This is a genomic window from Streptococcus sp. 27098_8_148 (assembly GCF_041432105.1).
Classification (GTDB): Bacteria; Bacillota; Bacilli; order Lactobacillales; family Streptococcaceae; genus Streptococcus; species Streptococcus parasanguinis_AE.
In genome coordinates this window covers 230,459-255,257 of record NZ_JAPVYY010000001.1, presented here as the reverse complement: position 1 = coordinate 255,257, position 24,799 = coordinate 230,459, and the positions used below count along the sequence as shown (strand labels likewise).

The following is a 24,799-nucleotide window of genomic DNA, read 5'->3' as shown; positions in this document are numbered from 1 at the left end:
CGTACCACCCCCGCAACATTGATTGAGAACTCTTTCGAGCTTTTAGACGAATGACGAGTCTCACCAACTACTGCGACATTCCGTAATTCCAACTATTGTTATTGGATTGGAGATCGATTTCCCTCTTTCTCCCTATTTTTATTTTCCCTCACGCGCTTCGTTGAGGATTTTTTCAATCTTGGTTGTGATCAAGTCAATCGCAACTGTGTTGGTCACTCCCTCAGGAATGATCACGTCCGCATAACGCTTGGTTGGCTCGATGAACTGGTGGTACATCGGTTTTACTACACCAAGGTATTGCTCAATGACACTATCCAGACTCCGGCCACGCTCCTCCATATCTCGCTTGATCCGGCGAATGATCCGCACATCATCATCCGTATCAACGAAAATCTTGATGTCCATCAAGTCCCGAAGACGCTTGTCTTCAAGAACTAAGATTCCTTCCACGATGAAAACATCTTGTGGTTCCTGACGATAGGTCTTGCTGCTGCGCGTATGTTCCGCATAGTCATAAGTTGGGATATCCACCGAACGACCCTCCAATAGTTCATTGATCTGCGCAATCATCAAGTCCGTATCAAAGGCAAAAGGATGGTCATAGTTGGTCTTGATCCGCTCCTCAAAGGTCAAATGACTCTGGTCCTTGTAATAAGAATCATGCTCAATCATGGCAATCTTTTCATTCGGGAAATTAGCCAAAATGGCACGAGACACACTGGTCTTTCCACCACCAGAACCACCAGTAACACCAATAATAATAGGTCTATTTTGCATTTTCTACTCCATTACCTGTAGTCGCCTGAGATATAATAGACATCTCAGACACATCTTATCCATTTTACCATATTTTTGCCTAGACATGAATAGTTTTTCAGTAAGAAGTTTGGAAACAAAAAGGACCTTGCGGTCCTTTCATTATTTCACTTTTTCTAATTTTGCGGCAAATTCATTACCACCACGTAAGACAAGTATATTTTTTCCACCGTTGACAGGTACGAAACAATAATTTGAATTAGCTTGTATATAGACTTCCTTAGCGCTCTTCACTTGATAGCCTTCTGATTTCACCGCTTCTTGAATGACTTCAAATGTGTGTTCAATTTCTTCTTTAGAAGTCGTGTCTCCATCATACTTTTCTGAATCAGCTAGAGAATAGAATGCGTAAGCCTTGCTATCGTAATACTTATCACTAATAATTCCATGATCTGAAATCTGAACAGTTGTATTATCTCCTTCTGTCACATTCTTCCATTTTCCAACCATGGCCTTAGGTGTTTCAACCTTGTGATAGACCAAATTATCTTCAAAGTTTCCTTGGTATGACTTATAAGTTTTCAAGTCGAATAAATCATTTCTTAAAATAATATTGCTTCCGTCTTTTTGGAGCAAGTTATAGCGTGTGTTCCCACCAGACTTAATAACAACTATTTCTGTCGTCTTCAGGTTAAATTTCTTATCGACATCCGCAAGTGAATGCAAGTCCGTCGCATTTAACAAAGAAAGTGCTGTATTAAATTCTTTTTTCGCTTCATTGCCTTTGAGAACCTTTTTGATGGTCTCGCCACCATTGACTTTTTGTTTCTTTCCACTTAGTTCATAAGTGACCGGACTAGAATCCGTATTTCTCAACCAAACCCCATCTAGACTTGGTCCACCTGAAAAGAAAAAGAACCAAGCAAGAGCAATTACTGCGACAAGTCCCGCAACTGCGACCCCAATCTTTGTTTGTTTATTGAAAGAAAATGTCAATTTTTTCGGTCTTGGAACAGGTTGCAAGGTTTTCGCCGATGGTTGTGGTTGTACAAAAGCCGTCGACTCTTGTGAAAGAGGTGCACTAGGTGCAACAGGCGCTTCCTGAGAAGGAGCCTGCGCTTCAGTTGCTGGAGCTGGTGCTTCTTTTCGCTCTACAACAAACTCCCCTTTTTCACGCGCTTCTTGAAATTCTTGCATACTTGGCTTGCGACCATTGACCGCTTCAAAGTATTCAACCCAATCTTTTTGATTCATCATATCCCCCTTATTGATTCATTATAAAAACTAACCATATTATACCATAAATCCATGGTAAATTTTGTGATTTTCAGAAAATAAAAGAAAAAGCCCAAGCAGTTTTTGAACTGCACCCCAAAAGTTAGACAGAAAAAAATCTAACTTTTGGGGTGTTTTTATTATGAAATTAACTTATGAAGATAAAGTTCAGATCTATGAACATAAAAAACAAGGGCGAAGCTTCAAAGAGCTTTCAAATCAATTTGGGATAAACATTTCTAATCTTAAGTACATGATTAAATTGATTGATCGTTATGGAATAGAAATCGTCAAAAAAGGAAAGAATTGTTACTATTCTCCCGAACTAAAACAAGAAATCATTGATAAAGTTCTGCTTGAAAGTCGTTCACAAATAAAGGTATCTCTAGATTATGCTCTTCCAAGTGTTGGAATGTTGCATAATTGGATAGCACAATATAAGAAAAACGGGTATACTATTGTTGAGAAAACAAGAGGAAGGATACCTAAAATGGGACGTAAGCCAAAGAAGAAACCCGAAGAGATGACAGAACTAGAACGTCTTCAAGCAGAAAATGAGTACTTGAGAGCGGAGAATGCGGTTCTAAAAAAGTTGAGAGAACTCCGATTGAGGGACGAAAAAGAGCAAGAAGAAAAACGGAAATTGTCCGAGGATTGGTAACAGAGTTTGCTTTAGAGATTCTTCTAAAGATTATTAAGCTTGCCCGTTCAACTTATTATTATCATTTAAAACAGCTCGATCAAAGCGATAAGGATTATGATGTTAAAGTTGAAATTCAATCTATTTTTACTGAGCATAAAGGGAATTACGGCTATCGTCGAATGACTCTTGAATTGAGGAATCGTGGTTTTGTAGTGAATCATAAGAAGGTCCAACGTCTGATGAAGGTCCTTGGTTTAAGTGCTCGTATTCGTCGTAAACGGAAGTATTCTTCATACCAAGGAGAGATTGGTAAGAAAGCAGATAATCTTATTCAACGCCAATTTGAAGCAACCAAGCCAATGGAAAAGTGCTACACAGATGTGACCGAGTTTGCCATTCCAGCAAGCAATCAAAAACTTTATTTATCGCCAGTTTTAGATGGTTTTAATAGCGAAATTATCGCCTATAATCTTTCGACTTCACCGAATTTAGAACAAGTGAAAGCTATGTTAGATCAGGCCTTTACTGAGAATCATTACACAAATACAATTCTTCATAGTGATCAAGGATGGCAGTATCAACACCAGTATTATCATCGTTTTTTAGAGGATAAAGGAATTCAACCGTCCATGTCACGTAAAGGAAACAGCCCAGACAACGGCATGATGGAATCCTTCTTTGGCATTTTGAAATCGGAAATGTTTTATGGTTACGAGAATACATTTAAGTCACTTAACCAATTGGAACAAGCTATTGTAAACTATATTGACTATTACAACAACAAACGAATTAAGGTAAAACTAAAAGGACTTAGTCCTGTGCAATACAGGACTAAATCCTTAACTTAAATTATTTGTCTAACTTTTTGGGGTCAGTACATTTCCACTTGGACTTTCTTTATTATTTCAAAACTTTTTGTGTTTTCGCGTAATTGGCTTCTACAGCTTCTTTTTCAGCTTTCCACCAGTCTTGGTTGTCTGTGTACCACTTGATGGTGTCTTCCAAACCTGCTTCGAAGTTTGTGAATTGTGGTTCCCAACCTAATTCTTCACGCAATTTGGTTGAATCGATGGCGTAACGCAAATCATGACCAGCACGGTCTGTTACACGGTCGTAGGCGTCTTTTGGTTGACCCATTTTTTCAAGGATCAATTCAAGCACTTCCTTATTGTTCTTTTCACCGTCAGCACCGATCAGGTAAGTTTCACCGATACGGCCTTTAGTGAGGATAGCCCAAACACCAGTTGAGTGGTCGTTGGTGTGGATCCAGTCACGGACGTTCTTCCCTTCACCATAAAGTTTTGGCTTGATGCCAGACAAGATGTTGGTGATTTGACGTGGGATGAACTTCTCGATGTGTTGGTATGGACCATAGTTGTTTGAACAGTTTGAAATCGTTGCTTTGACACCAAAGGAACGAACCCAAGCCTTCACGATCAAGTCTGAAGCAGCCTTGGTTGATGAATAAGGGGATGATGGGTTGTATTTGGTTTCTGCAGTGAATTTTTCACCAGGACCTTCCCCATGTCCAGGAAGATCTTCGCGCAATGGAAGGTCTCCATACACTTCATCTGTTGACACGTGGTGGAAACGAATATCGTACTTTCGAGCTGCTTCCAAGAGTGTGTATGTTCCAACAAAGTTTGTGTAGATAAATGGAGATGGGTCTTTGAGGGAGTTGTCATTGTGGCTTTCAGCCGCATAGTGAACAATCGCATCAGCCTTGGCAGCCAATTTGTCAACTAATTCAGCATCAGCGATGTCTCCCACAACCAACTCAACACGGTCCCCAAGGATTTCTTCGATATTGGCACGGTTTCCAGCATAAGTAAGTTTATCAAGGACAGTCACATGCACGTCTGGATGGTTGTTGTAGACATAGTGTACGAAGTTTGAACCGATGAAACCAGCTCCACCGGTTACGATGATATGTTTATATTCTGACATTTTTTCTCCAAATAATTTTTAGTTTTGATTGTTCCTTTAGCTAGTGGGGGATGCCAGCAACCCTTCGGTTTCATGGCTCAATCGGAAGCCGAAGTCTCCGGATTTCCCTACAAGATTCCCTACGGCAATCTTGTTTCCACTAGGGCAGGAACAATCCTACCAGGCTCCTTGCAGTCGCGATACTGCTCTGCAAGGTTCATTCTTACAAATCTTCTGCTTTTAGGGGTTTGACATCTTTGAGCAATGGGTGGTTCTTGTCTGCTTCTGAAACTTCTGCTTCTGCCAAGTTTTCCCATTGAATGTCTAGGCTTGGGTCTGCGTAGTTGACAAAAGCATATTTTGGCTTGAGCTCCAATGCCCAGTAGTCATTGACCAAATAGCTGTAGGCCACTTTGTCAGACAAGACTTGGAAGCCATTGGCTACGCCACGAGGTACGAAGATCCCTTTAGAGGCGTCAATCACAGTTTGGTAGGTGTTCCCAAAGCTATCGCCTTCGCGAAGGTCTACCCAAGTTCCAAGAACCTTGCCTTCATCTGCTACAGAGATGTACTTGTCCCAAGGTTCTGCATGCAGACCACGTAAGACATGCTTGCGTGAAAAAGAAACGTTGTTTTGTAACTTGCCTTCCGCAAAGAAGCTTTCAGGAAATCCAAGAGGAAGCATTTTTTCCTTTTGGAAGTTTTCCTTGAACCAACCACGGTTATCCCCATGAACTGGAATATCAAACTCCATCAAGCCTGGGATGGCTTCAATTTTGCGGGCTGCTAATTCTTTATCAAAAAATTGTTCCGTCATTATGCTTCTCCAATCAAACGGAGCAAATATTGTCCGTATTCGTTTTTCTTCAGTGATTGCGCTAATTCATGGACTTGTTCTTTGGTGATATAACCCATGCGATAGGCAATTTCCTCAAGGTTAGCTACTTGGACATTTTGCAAGCGTTGAACAGTTTCGATATATTGAGAAGCTTGCAAGAGGCTTTCGTGAGTCCCCGTATCCAACCAAGCAAAGCCACGGCCCATGAGCTCAACAGAGAGATCTCCACGCTCCAAATAAGCCTTGTTAACATCGGTGATTTCAAGCTCGCCACGAGGACTTGGTTTGATGTTTTTGGCAATCTCTACCACATCATTGTCATAGAAGTAAAGTCCTGTCACCGCAAAGTTGGATTTCGGATGTTCTGGTTTTTCTTCGATAGAGATAGCGTTCATATCCGCGTCAAACTCTACCACACCAAAGCGTTCTGGATCTTTGACTTGGTAACCAAAGACAGTCGCACCTTTTTCTTTGGCTTCTGCCCGTTGCAACATCTTGGTTAAGCCATTTCCGTGGAAGATATTATCCCCAAGGATGAGGGCAACGTGGTCGTCACCAATAAAGTCTTCTCCGATGATGAAGGCTTGCGCCAAACCATCAGGACTTGGTTGCTCTGCATAAGAGAGAGAAATTCCTAGCTCAGAACCATCTCCAAGAAGCTCTTCAAAACGAGGTAGGTCTTGAGGAGTCGAGATAATCAGGATATCTTTGATCCCAGCCAACATAAGGGTTGACAGCGGATAGTAGATCATTGGTTTGTCATAAATGGGCATCAATTGTTTAGAAGCCGCACGTGTCAATGGATACAAGCGAGTTCCTGAGCCCCCTGCTAAAATAATACCTTTCATAATGTTAGGCCTTTCTACGTAGTCATTACCCTTATTTTATCATGTTTATATAAAAAAGTCACCTTGCATTTGTGTTACAAGGTGATGACAGGATATGAGAGTTGTAGAATTGTTAGCATTGGTCTTACTCATGATTCAAATAGATTACTGCTCCTTGACTGAGCCGTCTGAAAATCTTACCTTGTAGTAGAGCCCACTCAACCACTGCGTCTTGCTCGACAATCCAAAGAAAATTGAGAGGCTAGGACTTCTGTCCCAGCCTACTTCTTCACATATTGTTCAACTGGATAATCCGCTGGATCTAAGCGCAGGTTTCCTCCTGCTACGAGTTGGGCTAGATGCCAACCAATGAGGGGACCAGTTGTGAGTCCGGACGAACCTAGTCCACTAGCGACATAGAGGCCTGCTTGATCAGGAACAGTTCCCCAGAATGGTGAAAAGTCACTGGTGTAGGCACGAGTTCCCACGCGCTCCCCGATAACTTCCGCTTGAGCGAGTTCTGGATAATAGGTCAAGGCCTCTGTTTCCATCTGATTTAGAAGAACTTGATCCACCGTCAGGTCAAAGCCCATCTCATTTTCATGGGTGGCTCCCATACTGATCTTGCCCTGCTGAAATGGAATGATATCCAGCTCTCCTTCAGGCATGACCACAGGATAATCATCAGTATCTAGGTCTAACTGATAATCCCTCAACTGTCCTTTTTGCGGACGGACATCAACCTGGTAGCCGAGTGGCTTGAGTACCTGCCCCAACCAGGCTCCTGTTGCCAGGATGACTTGTTCATAGCTTTCTCCTGCAATCTGATAGCCATCATCTGAGACTGAGAGAGCAACCTCTTCCTTGATCACTCTTGCCCCACTGGCTTTAAGAAGCGTTTCCGTTAGAAGGGCTCCCTCCACATGAGCACCACCTGATGCATAAAGGAGATTCTCAAAGCCTTGTAGACCTGGGAATTGCTGGGCTACTTCTTCCTTATTCAAAATCGCCAAGTCCCCGATTAAGGGAGATTCCTCCCGACGGCTCAGCGCCAACTGATAGAGTTCGTCTAATTTCTCCTCCTTTTTCTTGAGAAGATAGACACCCGTCTGCTGGTAAAAATCTGTATGAATACCGTCCTTGTCCAGGTCTTCTACCAATTCTTGGTAAAAATCTGCTCCCAGACGAGCCAGGCGATACCAGGCTTTATTTCTCCGCTTGGAAAACCAGGGACTGATAATGCCAGCAGCCGCCTTGGTTGCTTGGCCGACTCCATGGTCATAGACGGTCACATCCACTTGTGCTTCTTTGGATAAATAATAGGCGGCAGTGGATCCCACGATCCCTGCACCGATAATGGCAACTTTCATCATGACCCCTTAGATATGGTAAAAAGGATTGGTGCTGGCTTGACTGCCAATCACTTCAATCTCCCAGGCTTCCTCAGCCTTCCACTGATTGAGCTTTTCTACTAATTTTGACACAAAGAGAACTTCGATATGGTGACCTGGGTCCAAGGCCAAGAGGCCATCGCTCAGCATGTCCTGAGCCGTGTGGTAGTAAATATCTCCTGTGATATAGACCTCTGCTCCCTTAGCGAGAGCATCCTTGTAAAAGGACTGGCCACTTCCTCCACAGATAGCGACATGCTTGATAACCCGTTCCAAATCTGCCTGGTCATAACTGACTATGCGCAAAGCATCTAAGCCAAAGGTTTCTTTAACCTTGCTAGCCAACTGTCCAAAGGTTTGAGTAGCTACCCGACCGATGCGACCAATTCCGAGCCCTTCTCCCGTCATACTGAGGGGTTCTGTATCTTCAATGTCCAAGAGCTGGCAGAACCAATCGTTGAGACCATCTGGGACAATGTCAATATTAGTATGGCTGACGTAGACTGCTATATCATGCTTGATCAAATCGATATAAATCTGATTTTGGGCCCGATCGGCTACCAGATCCTTAATCGGACGGAAAATAGGCGCGTGCTTGACGATGATCAAGTCCACCCCATGGGCGATGGCTTCAGCCACCGTCTGCTCGCGGATATCTAAGGCAACCATGACCTTGTGGATGTCTTTTTGCAAGGTGCCGACCTGTAAGCCACGGACATCTCCCTCCATGGAAAGCTCCTGAGGACAATAGGCTTCATAGCGTTTGATGACTTCACTTGCTAACATGTAGAACCTCCTTGATTTGTGCGATGCGCTCTTCTAACGATGCTCTGGCAGATTGATTCTCAACAGGGACCTGCTCCAAGGCAAAGGCTAATTTCTCCACTTCCTTGGACCACTTTTGGACAAAGGCTGGAGCTTGTTCCCGCATCAAATAGGGACCAAAGCGTAGTTCCTTAGCTGATAACTCTTGAGAACCCTGTTCGACTACGAGGATCTCATAGAACTTCTCATTTTCTTCCAAGATGGCTTCATCGACAATACGGAAATTATGGTCTACTAACCAGCTCCGCAATTCATCCTCTCGATTATTGGGCTGGAGGACCAAGCGAGAGACATTGGCTAATTTTTCTAGACCTGCGGCTAGGATGTCTGCAATCAAGCGTCCTCCCATGCCAGCAATGGTGATACAGGAAATGCCATCTGTTGGTTCAAAGGCAGCCAAGCCATTGGCTAGGCGGACTTCAATCTTGTCCTCTAAGCCATTATCGGCGACATTTTGCAGGGCAGACTGATAGGGTCCCTCTACAACTTCACCAGCAATAGCAACCTCAATCTTACCTTCTTGTAATAGGGCGATTGGGAGATAAGCATGGTCACTCCCCACATCCAACAGACGCGCTCCAGCTGGGACGAAACTGGCCACCAAGTCCAAGCGATTTGATAATTTTGTAAATTCCATGTGCTACTTTCTAAACTTTTATTCCATCTTTTAGTATACCATGTTTGCACCATTAAAAAAAGGCGCAACGGCGCCCTTTTCTTATGCATTAATTTCCTTATACTCTACTTCCAAGCCACGTTTTACAGCTGGGCGATTGGCAATTTTCTCTGTCCAAGCTTGCAGATGCTTATATTCCTTCACATCTAAGAAAATTCCTGCACGGTCCCAGACCTTGTCTTGGGCTAGACGGCCATACCAAGACCAGATGGCAATATCTGCAATGGTATAGTCATCCCCTGCGATATAAGGTTTAGTGGCAAGTTCCTTGTCCAATAGGTCCAATTGCCGTTTGGCTTCCATGGCAAAGCGGTTGATGGCATACTCGATTTTCTCTGGTGCATAGTGGAAGAAATGACCAAAGCCTCCCCCTAAGAATGGTGCTGCACCTGTCTGCCAGAAGAGCCAGTTGAGCACCTCTGTCCGTTTAGACGGATCAGTCGGGATTAATTTGCCAAATTTCTCAGCTAGATACAAGAGAATATTAGCTGATTCAAAGACACGAATAGCTTGATCGCCTGATTGATCCAACATGGCTGGAATTTTCGAATTGGGATTGATGGCTACAAAGTCACTACCAAACTGATCTCCCTCACCAATCTTGATCCGATAAGCGTCATAGCCTGCATCCACTCCCAGATCTTTCAATTCCTCCAGCATAATGGTGGCCTTGATCCCATTGGGTGTTGGAAGGGTATAGAGTTGGAAATGCTGGTCGCCTTTTGGAAGGGTTTGTTCAAAGCGGGCACCTGCTGTTGGTTGGTTCAAGCCACCCCAGGCTCCTCCCATTTGGCTCGGTGCTTTCCATACTTCTGGTAATTGATAGTCTGACATCTTTCTTCTCCTTTATTTCGCTACTCTTAGCATATCAAATATCGGCCTCCCTTTCAAAGATCTGCTACGCGAACGCTACTTGACTTTTCTTGGCAAAATGATAGTATAGAAAAAATACAATTTTAAGGAGAAAACCATGTCCACGATCGATTTTCATAGTTTGGCAAAGACAGAACTCCACTGTCACTTAGACGGTTCCTTGTCGCTTCCGACTATTCGCCAATTGGCAGCCATGGCCAATATTGACCTCCCTGCTAGCGATGAAGAGCTCAAACACCATGTCTCTGCACCTGCCCACTGTGAGAATCTCTTGGACTATTTGGAGGCCTTTGACTACATTCGGCCGCTCCTCCAAACCAAGGAAGCCTTGACGCTTGCTGCTTACGATGTGGCCAAGCAAGCTGCTCTTGAAAATGTCGTCTACATCGAGGTCCGCTTTGCACCAGAATTGTCCATGAACCAAGGGCTAACCGTCCCAGAAACTATCGATGCTGTCTGTGAAGGACTGCGCCAAGCCAAGGAGGAATTTGGCATTGTTGCAAAAGCCTTGGTCTGTGGCATGCGACAGTCCGATCAAGAACTCACCTCTCGCATTCTAGCAGAAGCGAACCAAGTTAGTGATCAAGATTTTGTCGGTTTTGACTTTGCTGGAGATGAGCACAACTACTCTCCAGAAGATATTCGACCTTTAATCGAGCAAGTCAAAAGTTACCATCGCCCTATGACGCTTCACGCAGGTGAGTGTCATTGCCCACACTTTGTAGCCCAATCGATTGCTTTTGGCATCAAACGCAATGGCCACGTGACGGCTCTATCTCATGAACCGGCCTTACTCCAATCCTTTATTGACAACGGGGTCACTGGTGAACTCTGCTTGACCAGCAACCTCCAAACAAAAGCAGCGCCGACTATAGAAGATTTCCCTTATCTGAAGATGAAGGCAGCCGGTGCTCGGATCAGTATCAATACCGATAACCGGACAGTATCTGATACCGACCTCACCAAGGAATACACCCTCTACCATCAACATTTCCAAACCAAGGAAGCTGACTTTTACCAGCACAATGTTGATGCCATTCAGGCTTCCTTTGCCAGTGACGAGGAAAAACAAGAACTCCTTAGTAAACTAGAAAAAGCCTATGCTGATTATTTATAAACATTTTAGCTTGCATTTTAGCTTAAGATTGAAGACAGAAACTTATTAAAAACTTTCCTTATGTGAGTACGGACGTCTGCGAACTTCTCCGAAGTTCCAAGACTAATTATTGAGCCTAAGGTCTCAATAATTCCGAGCACCTGAAACAATAGTGTTTCAGGTGCTTTTCTCACAGCGGAAAGTTCCAATATTCGCTTGTCTGACGCTAAAAAAACATATATTTTTGCGCCATTTTATTTCGAAAAAATTTGTCTACATTCAAAAACTAGCACTTTTATAAAGTGCTAGTCTTTTTCTATTTAGAAACTGATTCATACAAGGCTACATCTTCAGGAGTCAACAAGCCAGTATAAAAACCGTCAACATTTACATTCGCATACTTAGTTAAATCATCATAAGTATGGATAGTATGAATGTAAATACGTTTTCCAAGTCGATGAACTGCATTTATAAAGTCTGGATTGAAGCGAGGATCAGCAAATGAAATCGTTACTGCCTCGATTTCATCATGTTTTGAAATGAAATCGATAACCTCTTCTGCACTATCTGGCGAAGAATACAAGGTATAGATAACATGCTGGAAAGGATAAATAGCTTCAATTTCTCCGAACATATCTTGATTATAGACTTGTGGAATCACACGATCCAATAGTTCCTTGTCTCGCTTTTTCGCTTCTGAAACAATATCTTGAAATTGAATGATCATATCTTCTTTGGGAATTTCCATAGATTTAGTATCTGTGATCAAAACCATATCTTTATTGATCACCATTTGATCCAAGACATCTCCCACTAACATCGTCGTGAAACGACTTGGTGTTTCTGGAGAACCATAAGCCTTAAATTTTTTCCATTCATCAGAAGAAAGAGCAACATCATTTTTGTTTCCAAACTGATTCCAATCATGAACAGCAGCCAATTTTTTATCACTTGTCAGATAAAAATCCATTTCAAACAAGCGATGTCCTAGACTATAATTCTGTTGCAAAGCTTCTAAGGAATTAGTATAAAAGGTGTTGTATTCTTTTTCTCGAATCGCACCACCCGCATGGGCTACCAATCTAGGAGAATCCTTTAGCCACTCCTTCTTTTTAGCTTTTGTGTAATGAACAAAGCCAAATTGATTCGATAATTGACCATTTGTTAGTGTTTCAAGTACTTCCTTATCAACATAATCTTTCGATAAGAAAGTCGTATCCTTGTCTACTTTAAAATGATAGTGATTCTTATCAAATTCTTTTGTTTTTTTATTCCATTTTATCTGGATCGTCACGTCAGCTTCTTTTTTTGTATAGCCATCTTTTGTTTTTGAATAGCCTGCCTGTACTAGGCTATCTTCAACCGGATACAGACCTGATGACAATATACTTGTACGCGCAAAACAATAGCTGACGACACTAAATAGTAAAATCAGCCCAACTAAAAGTATCGTAGGATATAACCATCTATATTTTCTTTTTTTATCTCCCCGTTTCATCCTTTAAGACATCTCCTCCTAATCCTTCCACAAATCCATGGCCTTCAAGAAATCGTCTGAAACTGTCACATTGCGTGGGTTGGCTTGTTCGCGTTCTTGTAGTTTCGCCTCTACTTGGGCTAGACTGTTGATGCCTTCACTGCGCCAGTTGCGTAAAATGGCTTGGATATATTTCCAGTGAGGCTTGCCGTTAAAGACAGCTTCTCGTAATGCTGCCTTGATCACATCTGGATCTGTCTGATCCTCGCGCACAGTCTTGGTCAGGTCTTCAATCTCAAAAGGTGTCAAGAGTCGTCCCAGTTCTTGTTGGAAGGTTTCCACCAAATCCTTGATGACATTTCCCTTAGCGGGCGCGCTCTGTGCCTTCCCTTGTAATTGGGATTCTAAAATCTCATCCAAGCGCTCCAGGGCAATGGTCGCATCAAAGATGGCTTCAATCTCGCCATTGAGCTCAATGGTCCGGTACTGAAGGAGTCCCTTGGTGGTCAGATTGGACATAATCCGATTGACCTCTGTCACCGTTTTTCCTAGATGACTAGCAATCTGATTGGGAGTTAAGGCCTCTTGGCCAGTCGTATTTTGAAGGAAGAAAAACTGCCAAACCAAGTAATCATCTGCTTGGTCAAACAATTCATGATAATGAAAAAGCAAGGCACTTGGAAGAACCAAGTTGCCATACTTAAATGCTTGTGAATATGTCATAATTCCCCTTTATAGGTAACCATAAAATGAAATATCTTTTTCCAATTCTTCCAAGCGGTAAGGTGTTTCTTGATAAACCGCATAGTTGATCCAATTACTAAAGAAAGTCGTCGCAGCTAGATTCCAACGAATGCGAGGTTCTGTATTGGCATCATTCTCATCAAAGTAATTTTTTGGAAGGGCTGGATCCAAGCCTGCCTTGACATCTCGGTGGTATTCTTTCGCCAGCGTATCGCGATCATACTCCAGATGGCCAAAGCTATACACCTCACGCATGTCCGGACTAGCAATGATGGACAACCCAACCTCATTTCCCTGAGCGATCACCTGAAGATTACTCTTTTCCAGAACTTCCTTCAAAGGAATATCGGTATAGCGGGAATGAGGGGCAAGGAAACGGTCGTCAAAGCCTCTCATGAGAAGACTCTCAGGACGCACCACTACCTGGTCATAGATGCCAGATAATTTGTCACAGAGCTCAACTTTTTGAATCCCGTAACGGTGGTACAGACCAGCCTGGGCTCCCCAACAGAGGTGCAGGGTAGAAAAAACATGACGCTTGGCCCATTCAAAGACCTGGGTCAACTCTTCCCAGTAGTCCACTTCCTCAAAGTCCATCTTTTCGACAGGCGCCCCCGTCACAATCAAGCCGTCATAGTAATTATCCTTGATATCCTCAAAAGTCTTGTAAAAACTCTCCATATGCTCGGCCGCTGTATTTTTAGACTTATGGCTCGCCATATAGAGGAAATCTACATTGATCTGCAAGGGCGTATTGGCCAGGAGGCGTAGCAGTTGAGTCTCAGTTGCTTCCTTAGTCGGCATGAGATTCAAAATCAGAACATTTATAGGACGAATATCCTGGTGAGTTGCTCGAACATCATCCATGACAAAAATATTTTCTGAACGAAGGATATCGACTGCTGGTAATTTTTTATCTAGAGTAATTGGCATAAAAAGCTCCCATCTTACAAGTTCTTAACTAACATTATATGATAGGAGCTTATAGTTTTCAATTATGGTTTTTCTGTAGCCAGTTATAGTATTAGACTATATTAGTAATGCATCAAGACTTTGTAGTCGTAATCGCCGATCGCTTCGCGGCCTTTAAGATCATCGAGCTCGATCAAGAAGGCACAACCTGCAACGACGCCACCGAGTTTTTCGATCATTTCGATGGTTGCTTTAACGGTACCACCCGTAGCCAAAAGGTCATCAACGATGAGGACGCGTTGGCCTGGTTTGATGGCATCTGCGTGCATGGTTAAGGTATCTACACCGTATTCTTTTTCGTAGTCAGCAGAGATGACTTCACGTGGCAATTTTCCAGGTTTACGAACAGGCGCAAATCCAATTCCCAACTCAAAAGCGACCGGACATCCAACGATGAAACCACGCGCTTCAGGACCAACGATCATGTCGATTTTCTTATCCGTCGCGTATTGAACGATTTCACGAATCGCATAACTATAAGCATTGCCATCTGCCATCAAAGGGCTGATATCACGGAAGGTAATTCCTTCTTGTGGATAGTTTTCAATGCTTGCAATGTAATCTTTTAAATTCATGGTTAACTTTCTTTCATAAAAAATTTTTACATTCCATTATACCATGAATTCTACTAACTTGCATCATTTTTGCCAAATCATTTTCCCAAGCTCTCGCGTCAAAAGCAAAAATCCCACATCCGAAAAATGATGTGGGATTGGAAACATGCTTACTATTCATCTATCAATTTATTGTACTCGATTTTCATATCACCTAGGTTCTTCAAGGAATAGCGAGAGCTTCCGTTTTTGAACCAAGTACCAAGAATATATTGTTCAGCAACCTTCTTGCTTTGGTTTCGAAGCCAAGCACGGTCTTTGCCATAGGCGGCAAGTTGATCAAGGAGTTGCTGGTCTTTATAGATTTTGTTATCTGTTTCTAGATATACTTTTTCTTGCACTATAGCTTTTTTATGAGAGTCATAAACAAATCCAAATCCAATCATGGTTTTACTATCCAACTCATGATCATACAAATATAACCAATCAGAAGTTCCCTTAAATACTGTTACAGAAAGATGTTGCTTATCATCAACAATATTTTTGGAAAAAGAGAAAGTTTTATGTCCTTCACCCTCTTGAAAAGTATCATCACTTCCAATGATCTGCGTATAAGGCTTGAACATCACGTAGCGTATCCACCCACCATTTTCAGAGTAGTTAATTTCTTCCATGGGGTTTTTGAGGCTCAGGTAGATTCCTAGCCAATAAAGAGCAAAAAGCAAGAAGGGGGTGAGCCAGAGAAACTGTTTTAGGTGTTTTTTCATGAGGCCTGACCTGTCAGATAGTCGTAGATTTCACGAACCGTTCCAAGGGCCATCAACTCCTGCTCTTTCACGGTTTGTTTGAGGTTTTGGTAGATGCTGCTTTCTGCGATTTCGCGTTTTTCTGCTTCTTTATTGACTTTCATGATGCCATTTTCAATAGTCACAAAGCCCAGCTCTTGGAAGATCTGAATCATTTTGACCAGGAGGATCTGCTGGATCTTGAGATAGGCTGCTAGGTCTTTGAGTTTATAGCGGACATCGAATTCCGGGTACTGGTAGATGGTCTTATAGAGTTTGGCATACTGGTCCCTGCTACCGTATCCTGTCAGATAGTAGGCTTTGGCGATCTCATTTTTGAAATAGACGGCTTGGAAATCATGCTCTTGGAAGATTTGCCGTAGTTGCTCTAAATCCTCAGGGATATTTCCAACTACAACAGCGGGCTCGCCTGTCAGATCTGGCAGTTCTTGGGTAAAATCAAGAACAGGAACACCTGCGGGGAGACTAGCATTTTTAGAGCGGATATTAAAGAGCTGCACGCCGTCCACACGCGCATCAACCAGCATGAGCTGCAAGGTTGTTTGGCCATTCCATTGGTTGACCGACAACTGCACAGCTAGCTCTAGGTCTTGCGCCTGTGCAAACTCTGCCTCTAAGCTTCCCAAGCCAAAGGCAACCACCTCAAAGGTCGCATCTTCTTGAGAGATCTTGAGTTTCAAGTGGGCATTGCCAGCTCCCATTGAGCGCGCCCCTTCTACCTTGAAGTTACGGACCAGAAAGACGGGCTTTTTATTGTCCATGCCAAATGGACTCAAGCGATCAAAGCTTTTCAAGGTTTCAAGCGTTAGCTCTGTTAGATGCAATTCCTCATCGATCGCTAAGCTAGACTTGCTGCTGAGATCAATCTCTTGTTCTGCAATGTAATCCGTAAGAGCCTGAGACAAGGCAGGGAGTTGGTCCACCTCGAGCGTCATCCCTGCTGCACCGGCATGTCCTCCAAAGGCGACAAAGAGCGACCGGTGAGGATCGAGGGCCTCAAAGATATTGACCGACTCAGGACTCCGAGCGCTTCCTTTAGCCCGTCCATCTTCGATACTTAAAACAACGACCGGCTGATGAAGCTCTTCTAATAGACGGCCAGCTACAATACCAAGGACCCCTGGATTCCAGCCTTCCTTGGCCAAGACTTGGGCGGACAAGCTCGGATCGACCATAGTTTTAGCTTCGTCATAGATGCTTTGGACAATTTCTTTACGTTCTTCATTCTTTTGATGAATCATGAGGGCAATCTCGTGCGCCTCTTCATCGTCAAAGCCAGTCAGTAGTTCAATGGCCGGATTGGGATCATCGAGGCGGCCAAGGGCATTGAGACGAGGAGCAATCTGAAAACCAACCGTTTCTTCATTGACATCCTCCGGACGAATCCCTGCGATCTCCAAGAGCTCCTGCAAGCCCATGCGCTGGGTATGTTGGAGAACACCCAGACCGTATTTGACCAGGATCCGATTCTCATCTGTCAGGCTGACCATGTCAGCAATGGTCCCAATTGCTACCAAGTCTAAGAGATCGACTGGTACTTCCTCTAAGAGGGCACAGGCCAACTTAAAGGCCACACCACATCCTGCTAGATAATGGAAGGGATAATCCGCATCTGGATGCTCCGGATGAATGATCGCATATGCATCCGGTAAAACCTCTGGCATAGAGTGGTGGTCGGTCACGATAACATCGACTCCCATCGCTTGGGCCATGGCAATGGCTTGATTGCCCGCGACCCCATTGTCCACCGTGACAATCAGGGAAATGCCTTGCTGCTCGATAAAGTATTTGTAGACACTCTCATTGGGACCGTAGCCGTCTGTAAAGCGGTTAGGTAAGTAGACTTGCACCTCTGCACCCATCTGCTCCAAGGTTTCCTTCATAATAGAGGCCGAGGTCATCCCGTCCGCGTCATAGTCTCCGTAGATGAGGATCTGCTCATAATCTTCGATGGCCCGTCGGATGCGCTCCACTGCCTTGTCCATATCATGGAGCAAATAAGGGTCGTGTAGCTTCTCCAGCTTGGGTTCTAAAAAGTCTTCTAAATCCTCTTTGGTCTGAATGCCACGCTCATACAGCAAGGTTGCTACGGACGCTTCCAGGCCTGCTTTTTTGGCAAGGGCTAAAAAGGCCTCATCTGCACTTGGCGAAGCTAACTGCCAATCGTATTTTGAAGTGATCATCTAGCTTTTGGTCTCCTCTTTTTCTTATCTGAATATTATAACATGAAAGGCTAAAATGGCGGGAAATAAAAGGTCGACTTATACAAAAACCAAAATCAACATTTTTCGTTATTTTTGTTGCATTTAACTTGACTTATCATACTAAAAGAATATAATAATGATGATAATAATCTTTTAAATATGCAATGGGATGATTATTCTGTTAAAATTTGCAACGTTTATTATCACTTTAACATTATGACGCTTGTCATTTCCCTTGTTTTTCTATCTAAACAAATGTAGTTAGAGGGTTTGAGCTGATTTTGTCGGTGGGTTTGTTTTCTTTTATTGCTTAAAAGGGAGCAAACATTTCATCAATCTATCTTAGACTGAGGCAGCTGGTTTCATGGAGTAGAAATTGGAAGCCTTTCTGTTTTAGGATATATCACTATATAGAAAAACCTCGGAACGGGCAGGCCGAAGAAAGGAAATGAGGCCAATTGAAATCTCTTTATAAAAAGATAGTTGCATTTGTAGCTATCATCGGTGTGGTAGCCTTGGGCTTGTCTGTGATCAAACCCGTAAGCGCGGCCACTGTTTCACCAACCGTCACCAACTTAAAGGCCCAAACAAATGGACAAAAGGTTACCTTTTCATTTGACTGGGATTTAACTGGTAAATCAGTTAAAGACGGTGATACGTTTACCATTGATGCTCCAGAAGGTGTCAATATCACTGAAGTTGCAACTCAATCACTCCAAGCAAATGGAGCTGAAGTCGCAACCATTTCGATGACAAACAAAAAGATTACTTTCACCTTTAAAAAAGCAATCGAATCCATGAACCAAAACGTTAAGGGTGGTTTCTCATACAAAGCAGAATGGGATAGCACACCAGGAAATCCTGGCAACAAAACTGCCACTTCTAAGGTTGGTTCCGAATCCGTTGTCATCACACGTCCTGATGGTCCTGGCGTATTTGAATCAGTTTTAAATAAATACAACCTTACAGGTGACTATGTAGCTAAGACATTCAAATTAGATGTATCTGAAAACTATGCTTGGATGAATGTTGGAGATGACTACTATCTAACAAAATGGTTCATCCGTATCAACGGGGATGGTAAGAAACAAGCCATCACAAACCCTGTTGTGTCAGATAAAATCCAAGCTCCAGCAGTCGATTACTCAAAAATCACTTTTGCTCCTGCTGCAAACCACGCTGCAAATGAATTCTTTGTGGGAACTTACTTGAAACCTTCCTTTACTTTGAGAAAAGGTGGACAAGTGGTTGCTTCTGGTTGGGACTTCTGGAAACATGTGAAATTCGATGCGGACGGCAATGGATTTACTGTGAATTTATCAGATGTCAGTGATGTCTTTAAAACAGCATCTAGCGATGAATTGATCGTTGAATACCAAACATTAATTCCTAAGACAACCATCCGTGTTGATAACAACGCTACATTGACAGCTGATGAAATCACAACACCTCAAACTGACCCAGCATTCTGGAACAACACTGAATTGAAATTCTGGGTGAGCGGTGACAAAACTATCACTGTTCAAAAAGAATGGGTTGGTGATGAGGAAGCTGACCGTAAAGATATTACGGTTCAATTGTATGCGGACGGCAAAGCCTTGGATGGGATGACACAAACCCTTACAAAAGCTTCTGGCTGGAAAGCAGCATTTACAAATTTGCCAGGTATCAAAGACGGTAAGAAGATTGAGTACTCAGTAGTGGAAACCAACACTCCAGAAGGTTACACTTCTAAAGTTGAGAAAATTGATGATGACAACGTGATTAAAGTGGTCAACACATCAAATAAACCAACTACAACTACAACTACAACTACAACCACAACCACTACGACTACTACAACTACGACTCAAGAGCCTACAACCACAACTACTACGACTCAAGAGCCTACAACCACTACAACTACGACTCAAGAGCCTACAACTACAACTACTACGACTCAAGAGCCTACAACTACAACTACTACGACTCAAGAGCCTACAACCACAACTACTACGACTCAAGAGCCTACAACCACAACTACTACGACTCAAGAGCCTACAACTACAACTACTACGACTCAAGAGCCTACAACCACAACTACTACGACTCAAGAGCCTACAACTACAACTACTACGACTCAAGAGCCTACAACTACAACTACTACGACTGAAGAGCCTAAGACTACTTCAACTACAACTGAAGAGCCTAAGACTACTTCAACTACAACTGAAGAGCCTAAGACTACAGTAACGACTACCGATGAACCTTCGACTACTTCAACTACTTCTGAAGAGCCTAAGACTACTTCAACTACGACTCCAGAGCCTAAGACTACTTCAACTACAACACCTGAGACTCCTCCTACTACAACACCAGAAGAACCACAAAACCAGAATAGTAGTGAAGAAGAAACAACAACAACTACTACAACTGTAGAACCTAAGACTTCTTCATCTACTACAGAAAATCCAAATAAACCTAGTCATTCTGGTACCACAACGACACCAAGTGCGCCAGGTTCAAATGGTGGAAACAATGGTGGACGTCGCAAATCGCTTCTTCCAAATACAGGGGAAGTTGTTGCATCTGGACTTGTCTTCTCAGGAATTCTTGTCTTAGCAGGTGCTGTTGGAATCAAACGGAAATTGACTGATAACTAATCGTATCATTAGGAACAGTCCTTACTTCTATCAACCCCCTAACGAAGAAACTTCTACTCTCATTCGTAGAAGTTGAAACAAATAAGAGAGAACCGAAAGGTTCTCTTTTTTATCCCGTTTTTCTTTAATAGATAACAAAAACAGCTCAGGGACCTTCATCCTGAGCTGTCGTTTTTTCTATTTTACCTTTTTTACTGATCCAATTTCACAACCTGTCCATCCTTAACGTTGAATTTATAAGTGATGGATTCATGATCTTTATTCTTGAAATCCAGATAATAGAAATCATAATCACCATCTGGAAGATCACTGGCATCCAACTTTTTAGCAGCAGCTTTTAAATCCTTTTCCTGGATGGCTTGGTCATCTTCTACTGAGATCATCATACGAACCATCCCCTTTTGAATAAGGGTGGCGTACGGAATCTGGTAATAACCCGCGAAATCATTCTTTCCTTCTTGCCTATTTTGAGCCGCCAGTTCTTCCAACTCTTCTGCAGACTCCTTTTGATAAGAAGAATCAACATTGGAGATAAAATGAAAATAAGAGAGAGTCAGGCCTAAATCCTGCTTTTTAAGCTTATCCAGTAGTTGGGCCTCTTTTTTCTGTACTATCTTCTGCTCTGTAAAAACTTCTTTATAACTTGGAGTGGTTTGTCCATAGGGATCAGACCAGTCATTTTGTAAGAAAGCATGCACCTCAAGAGGTACGGTTTGACCGTCATAGGTTTTCTCCGAATAAGTAAAATCGACATTATAACCTGGAATTTCTAAAGCCTGCCAGGAAAGACGATTAATTTTAACATTTCCATGAAGACCAACCTTAGCAAGCTCACTGCTGACAACTTCCTTCGCTTTTTTATAATCACTCGGTTTCATGATCTTACAACTGGAAAGAAATAGGCAACAAAGAATAAGTGGAATTCCTGCGAATAGTTTGAAATAGTTTGGCTTCATAGCCTGACCTCCTTGTTAAATCCGACCTAATCGATTAATTTTTTACATCATATGGGAACATTTTTTTAATATCTTCTTTCATCTTTTTATTAGGAATTTTCTCTAAATCCATATATTTGAAGAATTCTTCATCATTTTGAACGACATGAACCTTCCCATCTTTAGTATACTCATCTGGTATGGTCAGATTACCGAAGGACTGACCAAAATCTCTAGAGACCACGTAGTTCTGTACTTCATATAAGCGTCTCAGCAATGAGAACTCTGTAGTATCCTTACTTTGATTTAATTCCTTTTTAAAATATTGGAAAAATTCTTTTTTGTTATTCGCAAGATGTTCTTGCCCATCTTTTGAAAATTCTGCGGGAATAGTTAAATTTTTAAAAAGCTCTTTCCTTAGGTATCCTTCTGGGTGTTACTTCGTAAAATATATTCATAAGAGCTAACTCGAAATTAGTACTGTTTTTTTTGAGGCTGGGATTTGAAGTATCGAAGGAATTCTTCTTTATTCTGAACAAGGTGCTCTTGCTCATCTATTGAAAAATCAGCAGGAAGCGTGAAATTTTTAACGAAAGAACCATAGGAATCATGTAGTAATTCCAAAAAGGAGAGTTGAAACTCTACATCTTCCTCGCCTAAAAAATACAAAGTTGATCGATACTGATTTTTCATCATCTGATAGACCTTTGGGTAGGCTGAAGCTAAAGGTATGATATTCTTTTCAGTTTCCCTAAAACTTTGATTAAACCTAAGTTGTAAGCCTCTAGAACTTAAGTGATTTGCTCTGGGACCAAATAATCCAGTTCCTAGCATAAAGGCAAATGGATGTCTATTCTCAAATCTCTGTTTTGACTCCGTTTTAACTTCTTCAACACTTTTACCAGAGGAACTCTTTTTAGATATTTTTCCTGTTTTTGCATCGATCAGCCCCAGCTCAACCGGATACTGTGAAGTCTCGTTAAACCCCTCCGTAACAACTTTCATAGCTCCATTTTCAATCACTACGTTTGATTCCTTGGGTGCTAACATAGTAATAAGAAAGTAGGCTTCATTGTCCTCTGTTTCGTATATTTCTTCTGAAATATCGAGTGGGATATATTTCTTATTATAGTCACGTACCATTTTAAAGACATCATAGGTTTTAGGTTTTAGGTTTCGATCGTGCGTGTCGTATACATCAATCAACCAATACTCCCCTTCTTTGGGCTCATTGTAGCTTAGATAAGGCGCCGAATCTGGTGCAATTCTATAGGCTAAAAACTTATCACTACTCGCTTTTAACTTATAGCTTTCTTGCATGATATAGCGCTCACCACTTGCACCATTAGGTGTATTAAGTTGGTACGCAAATTTTGGTTTACCATTATTAACTTCTTCAATTAATTCTCTCTCATCAACATCGTCCCATTCGATGACTAGTGCTTCCCCGTTATGAATAAATTCATAGTCCTTAATTACTGGCCTCGGTTTCCATTGAACATACTGACGCAATTCTCTTTCACGAAGTTGTTCTTTGATAGAGGAGATAGAACCAATCATAACGACGAATAAAGTAAATAAAAATATCTTTGACTTAAATAACTTAGGCATAAACAGTTCCTCCTAATCACTAGCTCCTACAAACTATTTTACCATGATTCTTATAAAGTGTCAGTGGTTGAAAAAAAGGATTTCTACTCTTGGAAATCCTTGCATTATGTGAATACTGTCTGATAGAAAAACTCAAAGTAAACAAACATCAGACTAAACCTATCCTATCAAGAAGTATTCCTTATTTTGGAATCACCCATTTTGCATCACCATAAACAACCGTAAATGGTCCATCCCCATCTGTTAAATAGTTAATTTTATATATACCAGATTCTCCTGCTTCAAGGACTGTTGGCTGTTTGTAATTTAAAGTATTATTCAACATATAAGCAGATTTGCCATGGCCATCATAGAGATCTACATTTGTATAATCTGGAGTATTTTCAATACTGAGAGGTGTTGTATTCGATAGGGTGAATTCGACGATCAATCGATGTTGTTTTTTCCTTGTATCGATACGGTCTTGATCATCCTGAACATCCAAATTTGGATCGTCTGTTACACGATTCAGTGTAACTTCTAAGCCATTAGCAAATACAACTGGCTCTCCAATCGCATAGCTTTTAACAGGATTTTTTGGGTTAAAATTCTTTAATTTTTCTTTTACCTTTTGTCCATCACTATTATTTCCAGATGGGATGGTCCAAAAGATATTATTCTCATCTTGCTTACCATACTGATTATCCCCCTTCATTTGTTGAGGGATTTGTAAGAGAATAGCCAAGTTTTTTAAATCAATTCGAACATCACCTTGATTTGTCACTTCCATTTCAACCGTGAATTCCGTAGGCGAAGTTTTACTATCAGCATAACCGGATAATGAGGTTGCCTCGAAATTTTTGTTAACTAACTGTTGTAAAACTGTTGAAAGCATGATATAGGAAATATGATCATCACGATTTGTTTCTTTTTCAGCATACCTTTGATGGAATTCATCGAGCCAATCATAGAAGGCTTGATTGAAATCTGACTCATTAGGATTTTTATAATATTTATTCCCTCTCGATAAAAGCTCTGGGAAGTAAGTTGGTACCTGAATGCGAATGAATACTTTGTTTCCCTTAACTGCATAGCCCTTTAACTCATATTTTTTTCCAAAGCTCAATGCATTCGTCATGAGCTTCAAATACATCGGACCATATATTTTGAGGGGGTACTTCTCACCAAGATATTCCACATAAGTATTTGGATCAAAAGTACTACTGTTTTTTTCAATTTTAGGGATAATATAATCGTTCCAGAGTCGAGTATACATATCTTCTTGATTTTTTGCCCCATTGGCCTTGATTACTGTGTCTATTCTACTTTGATCTACATAGACTCCTTCAACGACCTGCAAAGCTTTTTGAACCCTTCCTTCCTCAGATAGAGAGGCTTCATTCGGTTGCTGTCCATATATTGAAATACCATCGCTATCATCTGACCTCATATATTGTGGAAGTTTTTCAAACGTTATGTATCTGATACTGTTCTTTGCATCCCAATCAAATGTTGCTGCAGGTCCTGTCTTGTCAAAATGAATGTTTTTTCGATCGATTTTCTTCTGTACTTCTTTATTCGAAGAACCTTGTTTTTCTACAGTTCCTTGTTTGCAGGCACTCAAACATACTGGTATAAGTACCGAACATAAGACAAGTCCCCATTTTATTTTCTTCTTCATTCCATCTCCTCCTAATCTCATCCTCATTTTACCATCAATCACCCCTTTTGTCAGTCAAATAGATAAGG

The 24,799-nt window shown here is 41.8% G+C and carries 22 protein-coding genes; 3 read left to right on the top strand and 19 right to left on the bottom strand.

Features of this window, described 5'->3' with window-relative positions; translation table 11 throughout:
• Window positions 1-138 precede the first annotated feature (138 nt).
• Both udk and O3646_RS01185 read right to left on the bottom strand, forming a co-directional pair.
• Window positions 139-777, bottom strand: coding sequence for a uridine kinase (gene udk, locus O3646_RS01190; RefSeq protein WP_049488811.1), 639 nt, complete (start codon window positions 775-777; stop codon window positions 139-141).
• A 141-nt stretch (window positions 778-918) separates the two neighbouring features.
• The gene (locus O3646_RS01185; protein ID WP_371610402.1) at window positions 919-2,010 is read right to left on the bottom strand and encodes a hypothetical protein; all 1,092 of its coding nucleotides are present in this window, start codon (window positions 2,008-2,010) and stop codon (window positions 919-921) included.
• A gap of 163 nt (window positions 2,011-2,173) precedes the next feature.
• Here O3646_RS01185 and O3646_RS01180 point away from each other — a divergent pair.
• Window positions 2,174-3,522 (top strand): IS3 family transposase gene (locus O3646_RS01180; protein WP_118398572.1). Its coding sequence is split into 2 segments (ribosomal slippage): window positions 2,174-2,615 and window positions 2,615-3,522, totalling 1,350 coding nucleotides; the frame shifts between segments, so codons are not numbered across the junction.
• Between the two features lie 52 nt (window positions 3,523-3,574).
• On the opposite strand, the gene rfbB is transcribed toward O3646_RS01180, so the two are convergent.
• From rfbB to yghU, 7 genes are all read right to left on the bottom strand, one after another.
• Window positions 3,575-4,621 (bottom strand): dTDP-glucose 4,6-dehydratase, encoded by a 1,047-nt coding sequence (rfbB, locus tag O3646_RS01175; protein WP_195623129.1) that lies wholly within the window; start codon window positions 4,619-4,621, stop codon window positions 3,575-3,577.
• A 202-nt stretch (window positions 4,622-4,823) separates the two neighbouring features.
• Window positions 4,824-5,417 (bottom strand): dTDP-4-dehydrorhamnose 3,5-epimerase family protein, encoded by a 594-nt coding sequence (locus tag O3646_RS01170; RefSeq protein WP_155169518.1) that lies wholly within the window; start codon window positions 5,415-5,417, stop codon window positions 4,824-4,826.
• Window positions 5,417-6,286, bottom strand: a complete 870-nt coding sequence (rfbA, locus tag O3646_RS01165; protein WP_003002772.1) for a glucose-1-phosphate thymidylyltransferase RfbA — start codon at window positions 6,284-6,286, stop codon at window positions 5,417-5,419. The genes O3646_RS01170 and rfbA overlap by 1 nt, the downstream gene beginning before the upstream one ends.
• A 260-nt stretch (window positions 6,287-6,546) precedes the next feature.
• Window positions 6,547-7,638 carry an FAD-binding oxidoreductase gene (locus O3646_RS01160; RefSeq protein ID WP_254733453.1) on the bottom strand — a complete coding sequence of 364 codons (1,092 nt, stop codon included), beginning with the start codon at window positions 7,636-7,638 and terminating at the stop codon, window positions 6,547-6,549.
• 6 nt (window positions 7,639-7,644) lie between these two features.
• Entirely contained in the window at window positions 7,645-8,442 is a 798-nt protein-coding gene (locus tag O3646_RS01155; RefSeq protein ID WP_254733451.1) for a Nif3-like dinuclear metal center hexameric protein, read from the bottom strand.
• Complete coding sequence (locus tag O3646_RS01150) at window positions 8,429-9,118, bottom strand: tRNA (adenine(22)-N(1))-methyltransferase TrmK (protein ID WP_371610401.1); 690 nt, start codon at window positions 9,116-9,118, stop codon at window positions 8,429-8,431. Before O3646_RS01150 ends, O3646_RS01155 begins: the two co-directional genes overlap by 14 nt.
• 81 nt (window positions 9,119-9,199) lie before the next feature.
• Complete coding sequence (gene yghU / locus O3646_RS01145) at window positions 9,200-9,991, bottom strand: glutathione-dependent disulfide-bond oxidoreductase (RefSeq protein ID WP_371610400.1); 792 nt, start codon at window positions 9,989-9,991, stop codon at window positions 9,200-9,202.
• 136 nt (window positions 9,992-10,127) lie between these two features.
• On the opposite strand from yghU, the gene add reads away from it, so the two are divergent.
• Window positions 10,128-11,147, top strand: a complete 1,020-nt coding sequence (gene add, locus O3646_RS01140) for an adenosine deaminase (RefSeq protein WP_371610399.1) — start codon at window positions 10,128-10,130, stop codon at window positions 11,145-11,147.
• Between the two features lie 295 nt (window positions 11,148-11,442).
• On the opposite strand, the gene O3646_RS01135 is transcribed toward add, so the two are convergent.
• The 6 genes from O3646_RS01135 to recJ all read right to left on the bottom strand — a co-directional run bounded on the left by O3646_RS01135 (window position 11,443) and on the right by recJ (window position 17,862).
• The gene (locus O3646_RS01135) at window positions 11,443-12,624 is read right to left on the bottom strand and encodes a glycerophosphodiester phosphodiesterase family protein (RefSeq protein ID WP_371610398.1); all 1,182 of its coding nucleotides are present in this window, start codon (window positions 12,622-12,624) and stop codon (window positions 11,443-11,445) included.
• A gap of 18 nt (window positions 12,625-12,642) precedes the next feature.
• The gene (locus O3646_RS01130) at window positions 12,643-13,326 is read right to left on the bottom strand and encodes a DnaD domain-containing protein (protein WP_049472318.1); all 684 of its coding nucleotides are present in this window, start codon (window positions 13,324-13,326) and stop codon (window positions 12,643-12,645) included.
• 9 nt (window positions 13,327-13,335) lie between these two features.
• Entirely contained in the window at window positions 13,336-14,280 is a 945-nt protein-coding gene (metA, locus tag O3646_RS01125; protein WP_049483310.1) for a homoserine O-succinyltransferase, read from the bottom strand.
• 101 nt (window positions 14,281-14,381) lie between these two features.
• On the bottom strand, window positions 14,382-14,894 hold the full coding sequence (locus O3646_RS01120) for an adenine phosphoribosyltransferase (RefSeq protein WP_003002788.1): 513 nt from the start codon (window positions 14,892-14,894) through the stop codon (window positions 14,382-14,384).
• Between the two features lie 152 nt (window positions 14,895-15,046).
• The gene (locus O3646_RS01115) at window positions 15,047-15,640 is read right to left on the bottom strand and encodes a TipC family immunity protein (RefSeq protein WP_371610397.1); all 594 of its coding nucleotides are present in this window, start codon (window positions 15,638-15,640) and stop codon (window positions 15,047-15,049) included.
• Window positions 15,637-17,862, bottom strand: a complete 2,226-nt coding sequence (recJ, locus tag O3646_RS01110) for a single-stranded-DNA-specific exonuclease RecJ (protein WP_371610396.1) — start codon at window positions 17,860-17,862, stop codon at window positions 15,637-15,639. Before recJ ends, O3646_RS01115 begins: the two co-directional genes overlap by 4 nt.
• Before the next feature lie 479 nt (window positions 17,863-18,341).
• Here recJ and O3646_RS01105 point away from each other — a divergent pair, with 479 nt between their 5' ends.
• The gene (locus tag O3646_RS01105) at window positions 18,342-20,525 is read left to right on the top strand and encodes an LPXTG cell wall anchor domain-containing protein (RefSeq protein WP_371610395.1); all 2,184 of its coding nucleotides are present in this window, start codon (window positions 18,342-18,344) and stop codon (window positions 20,523-20,525) included.
• Between the two features lie 191 nt (window positions 20,526-20,716).
• Here O3646_RS01105 and O3646_RS01100 read toward each other — a convergent pair whose 3' ends face one another.
• The 4 genes from O3646_RS01100 to O3646_RS01085 all read right to left on the bottom strand — a co-directional run bounded on the left by O3646_RS01100 (window position 20,717) and on the right by O3646_RS01085 (window position 24,731).
• Window positions 20,717-21,481: a hypothetical protein gene (locus tag O3646_RS01100; protein WP_118095358.1), complete on the bottom strand. Its 765-nt coding sequence runs from the start codon at window positions 21,479-21,481 to the stop codon at window positions 20,717-20,719.
• Window positions 21,482-21,515: 34 nt separating this feature from the next.
• On the bottom strand, window positions 21,516-21,704 hold the full coding sequence (locus O3646_RS01095) for a hypothetical protein (protein WP_129824098.1): 189 nt from the start codon (window positions 21,702-21,704) through the stop codon (window positions 21,516-21,518).
• 230 nt (window positions 21,705-21,934) lie between these two features.
• Window positions 21,935-23,071 (bottom strand): hypothetical protein, encoded by a 1,137-nt coding sequence (locus O3646_RS01090; protein WP_049485607.1) that lies wholly within the window; start codon window positions 23,069-23,071, stop codon window positions 21,935-21,937.
• 181 nt (window positions 23,072-23,252) lie between these two features.
• Window positions 23,253-24,731, bottom strand: a complete 1,479-nt coding sequence (locus tag O3646_RS01085) for a hypothetical protein (RefSeq protein ID WP_371610394.1) — start codon at window positions 24,729-24,731, stop codon at window positions 23,253-23,255.
• Between the last annotated feature and the right edge of the window lie 68 nt (window positions 24,732-24,799).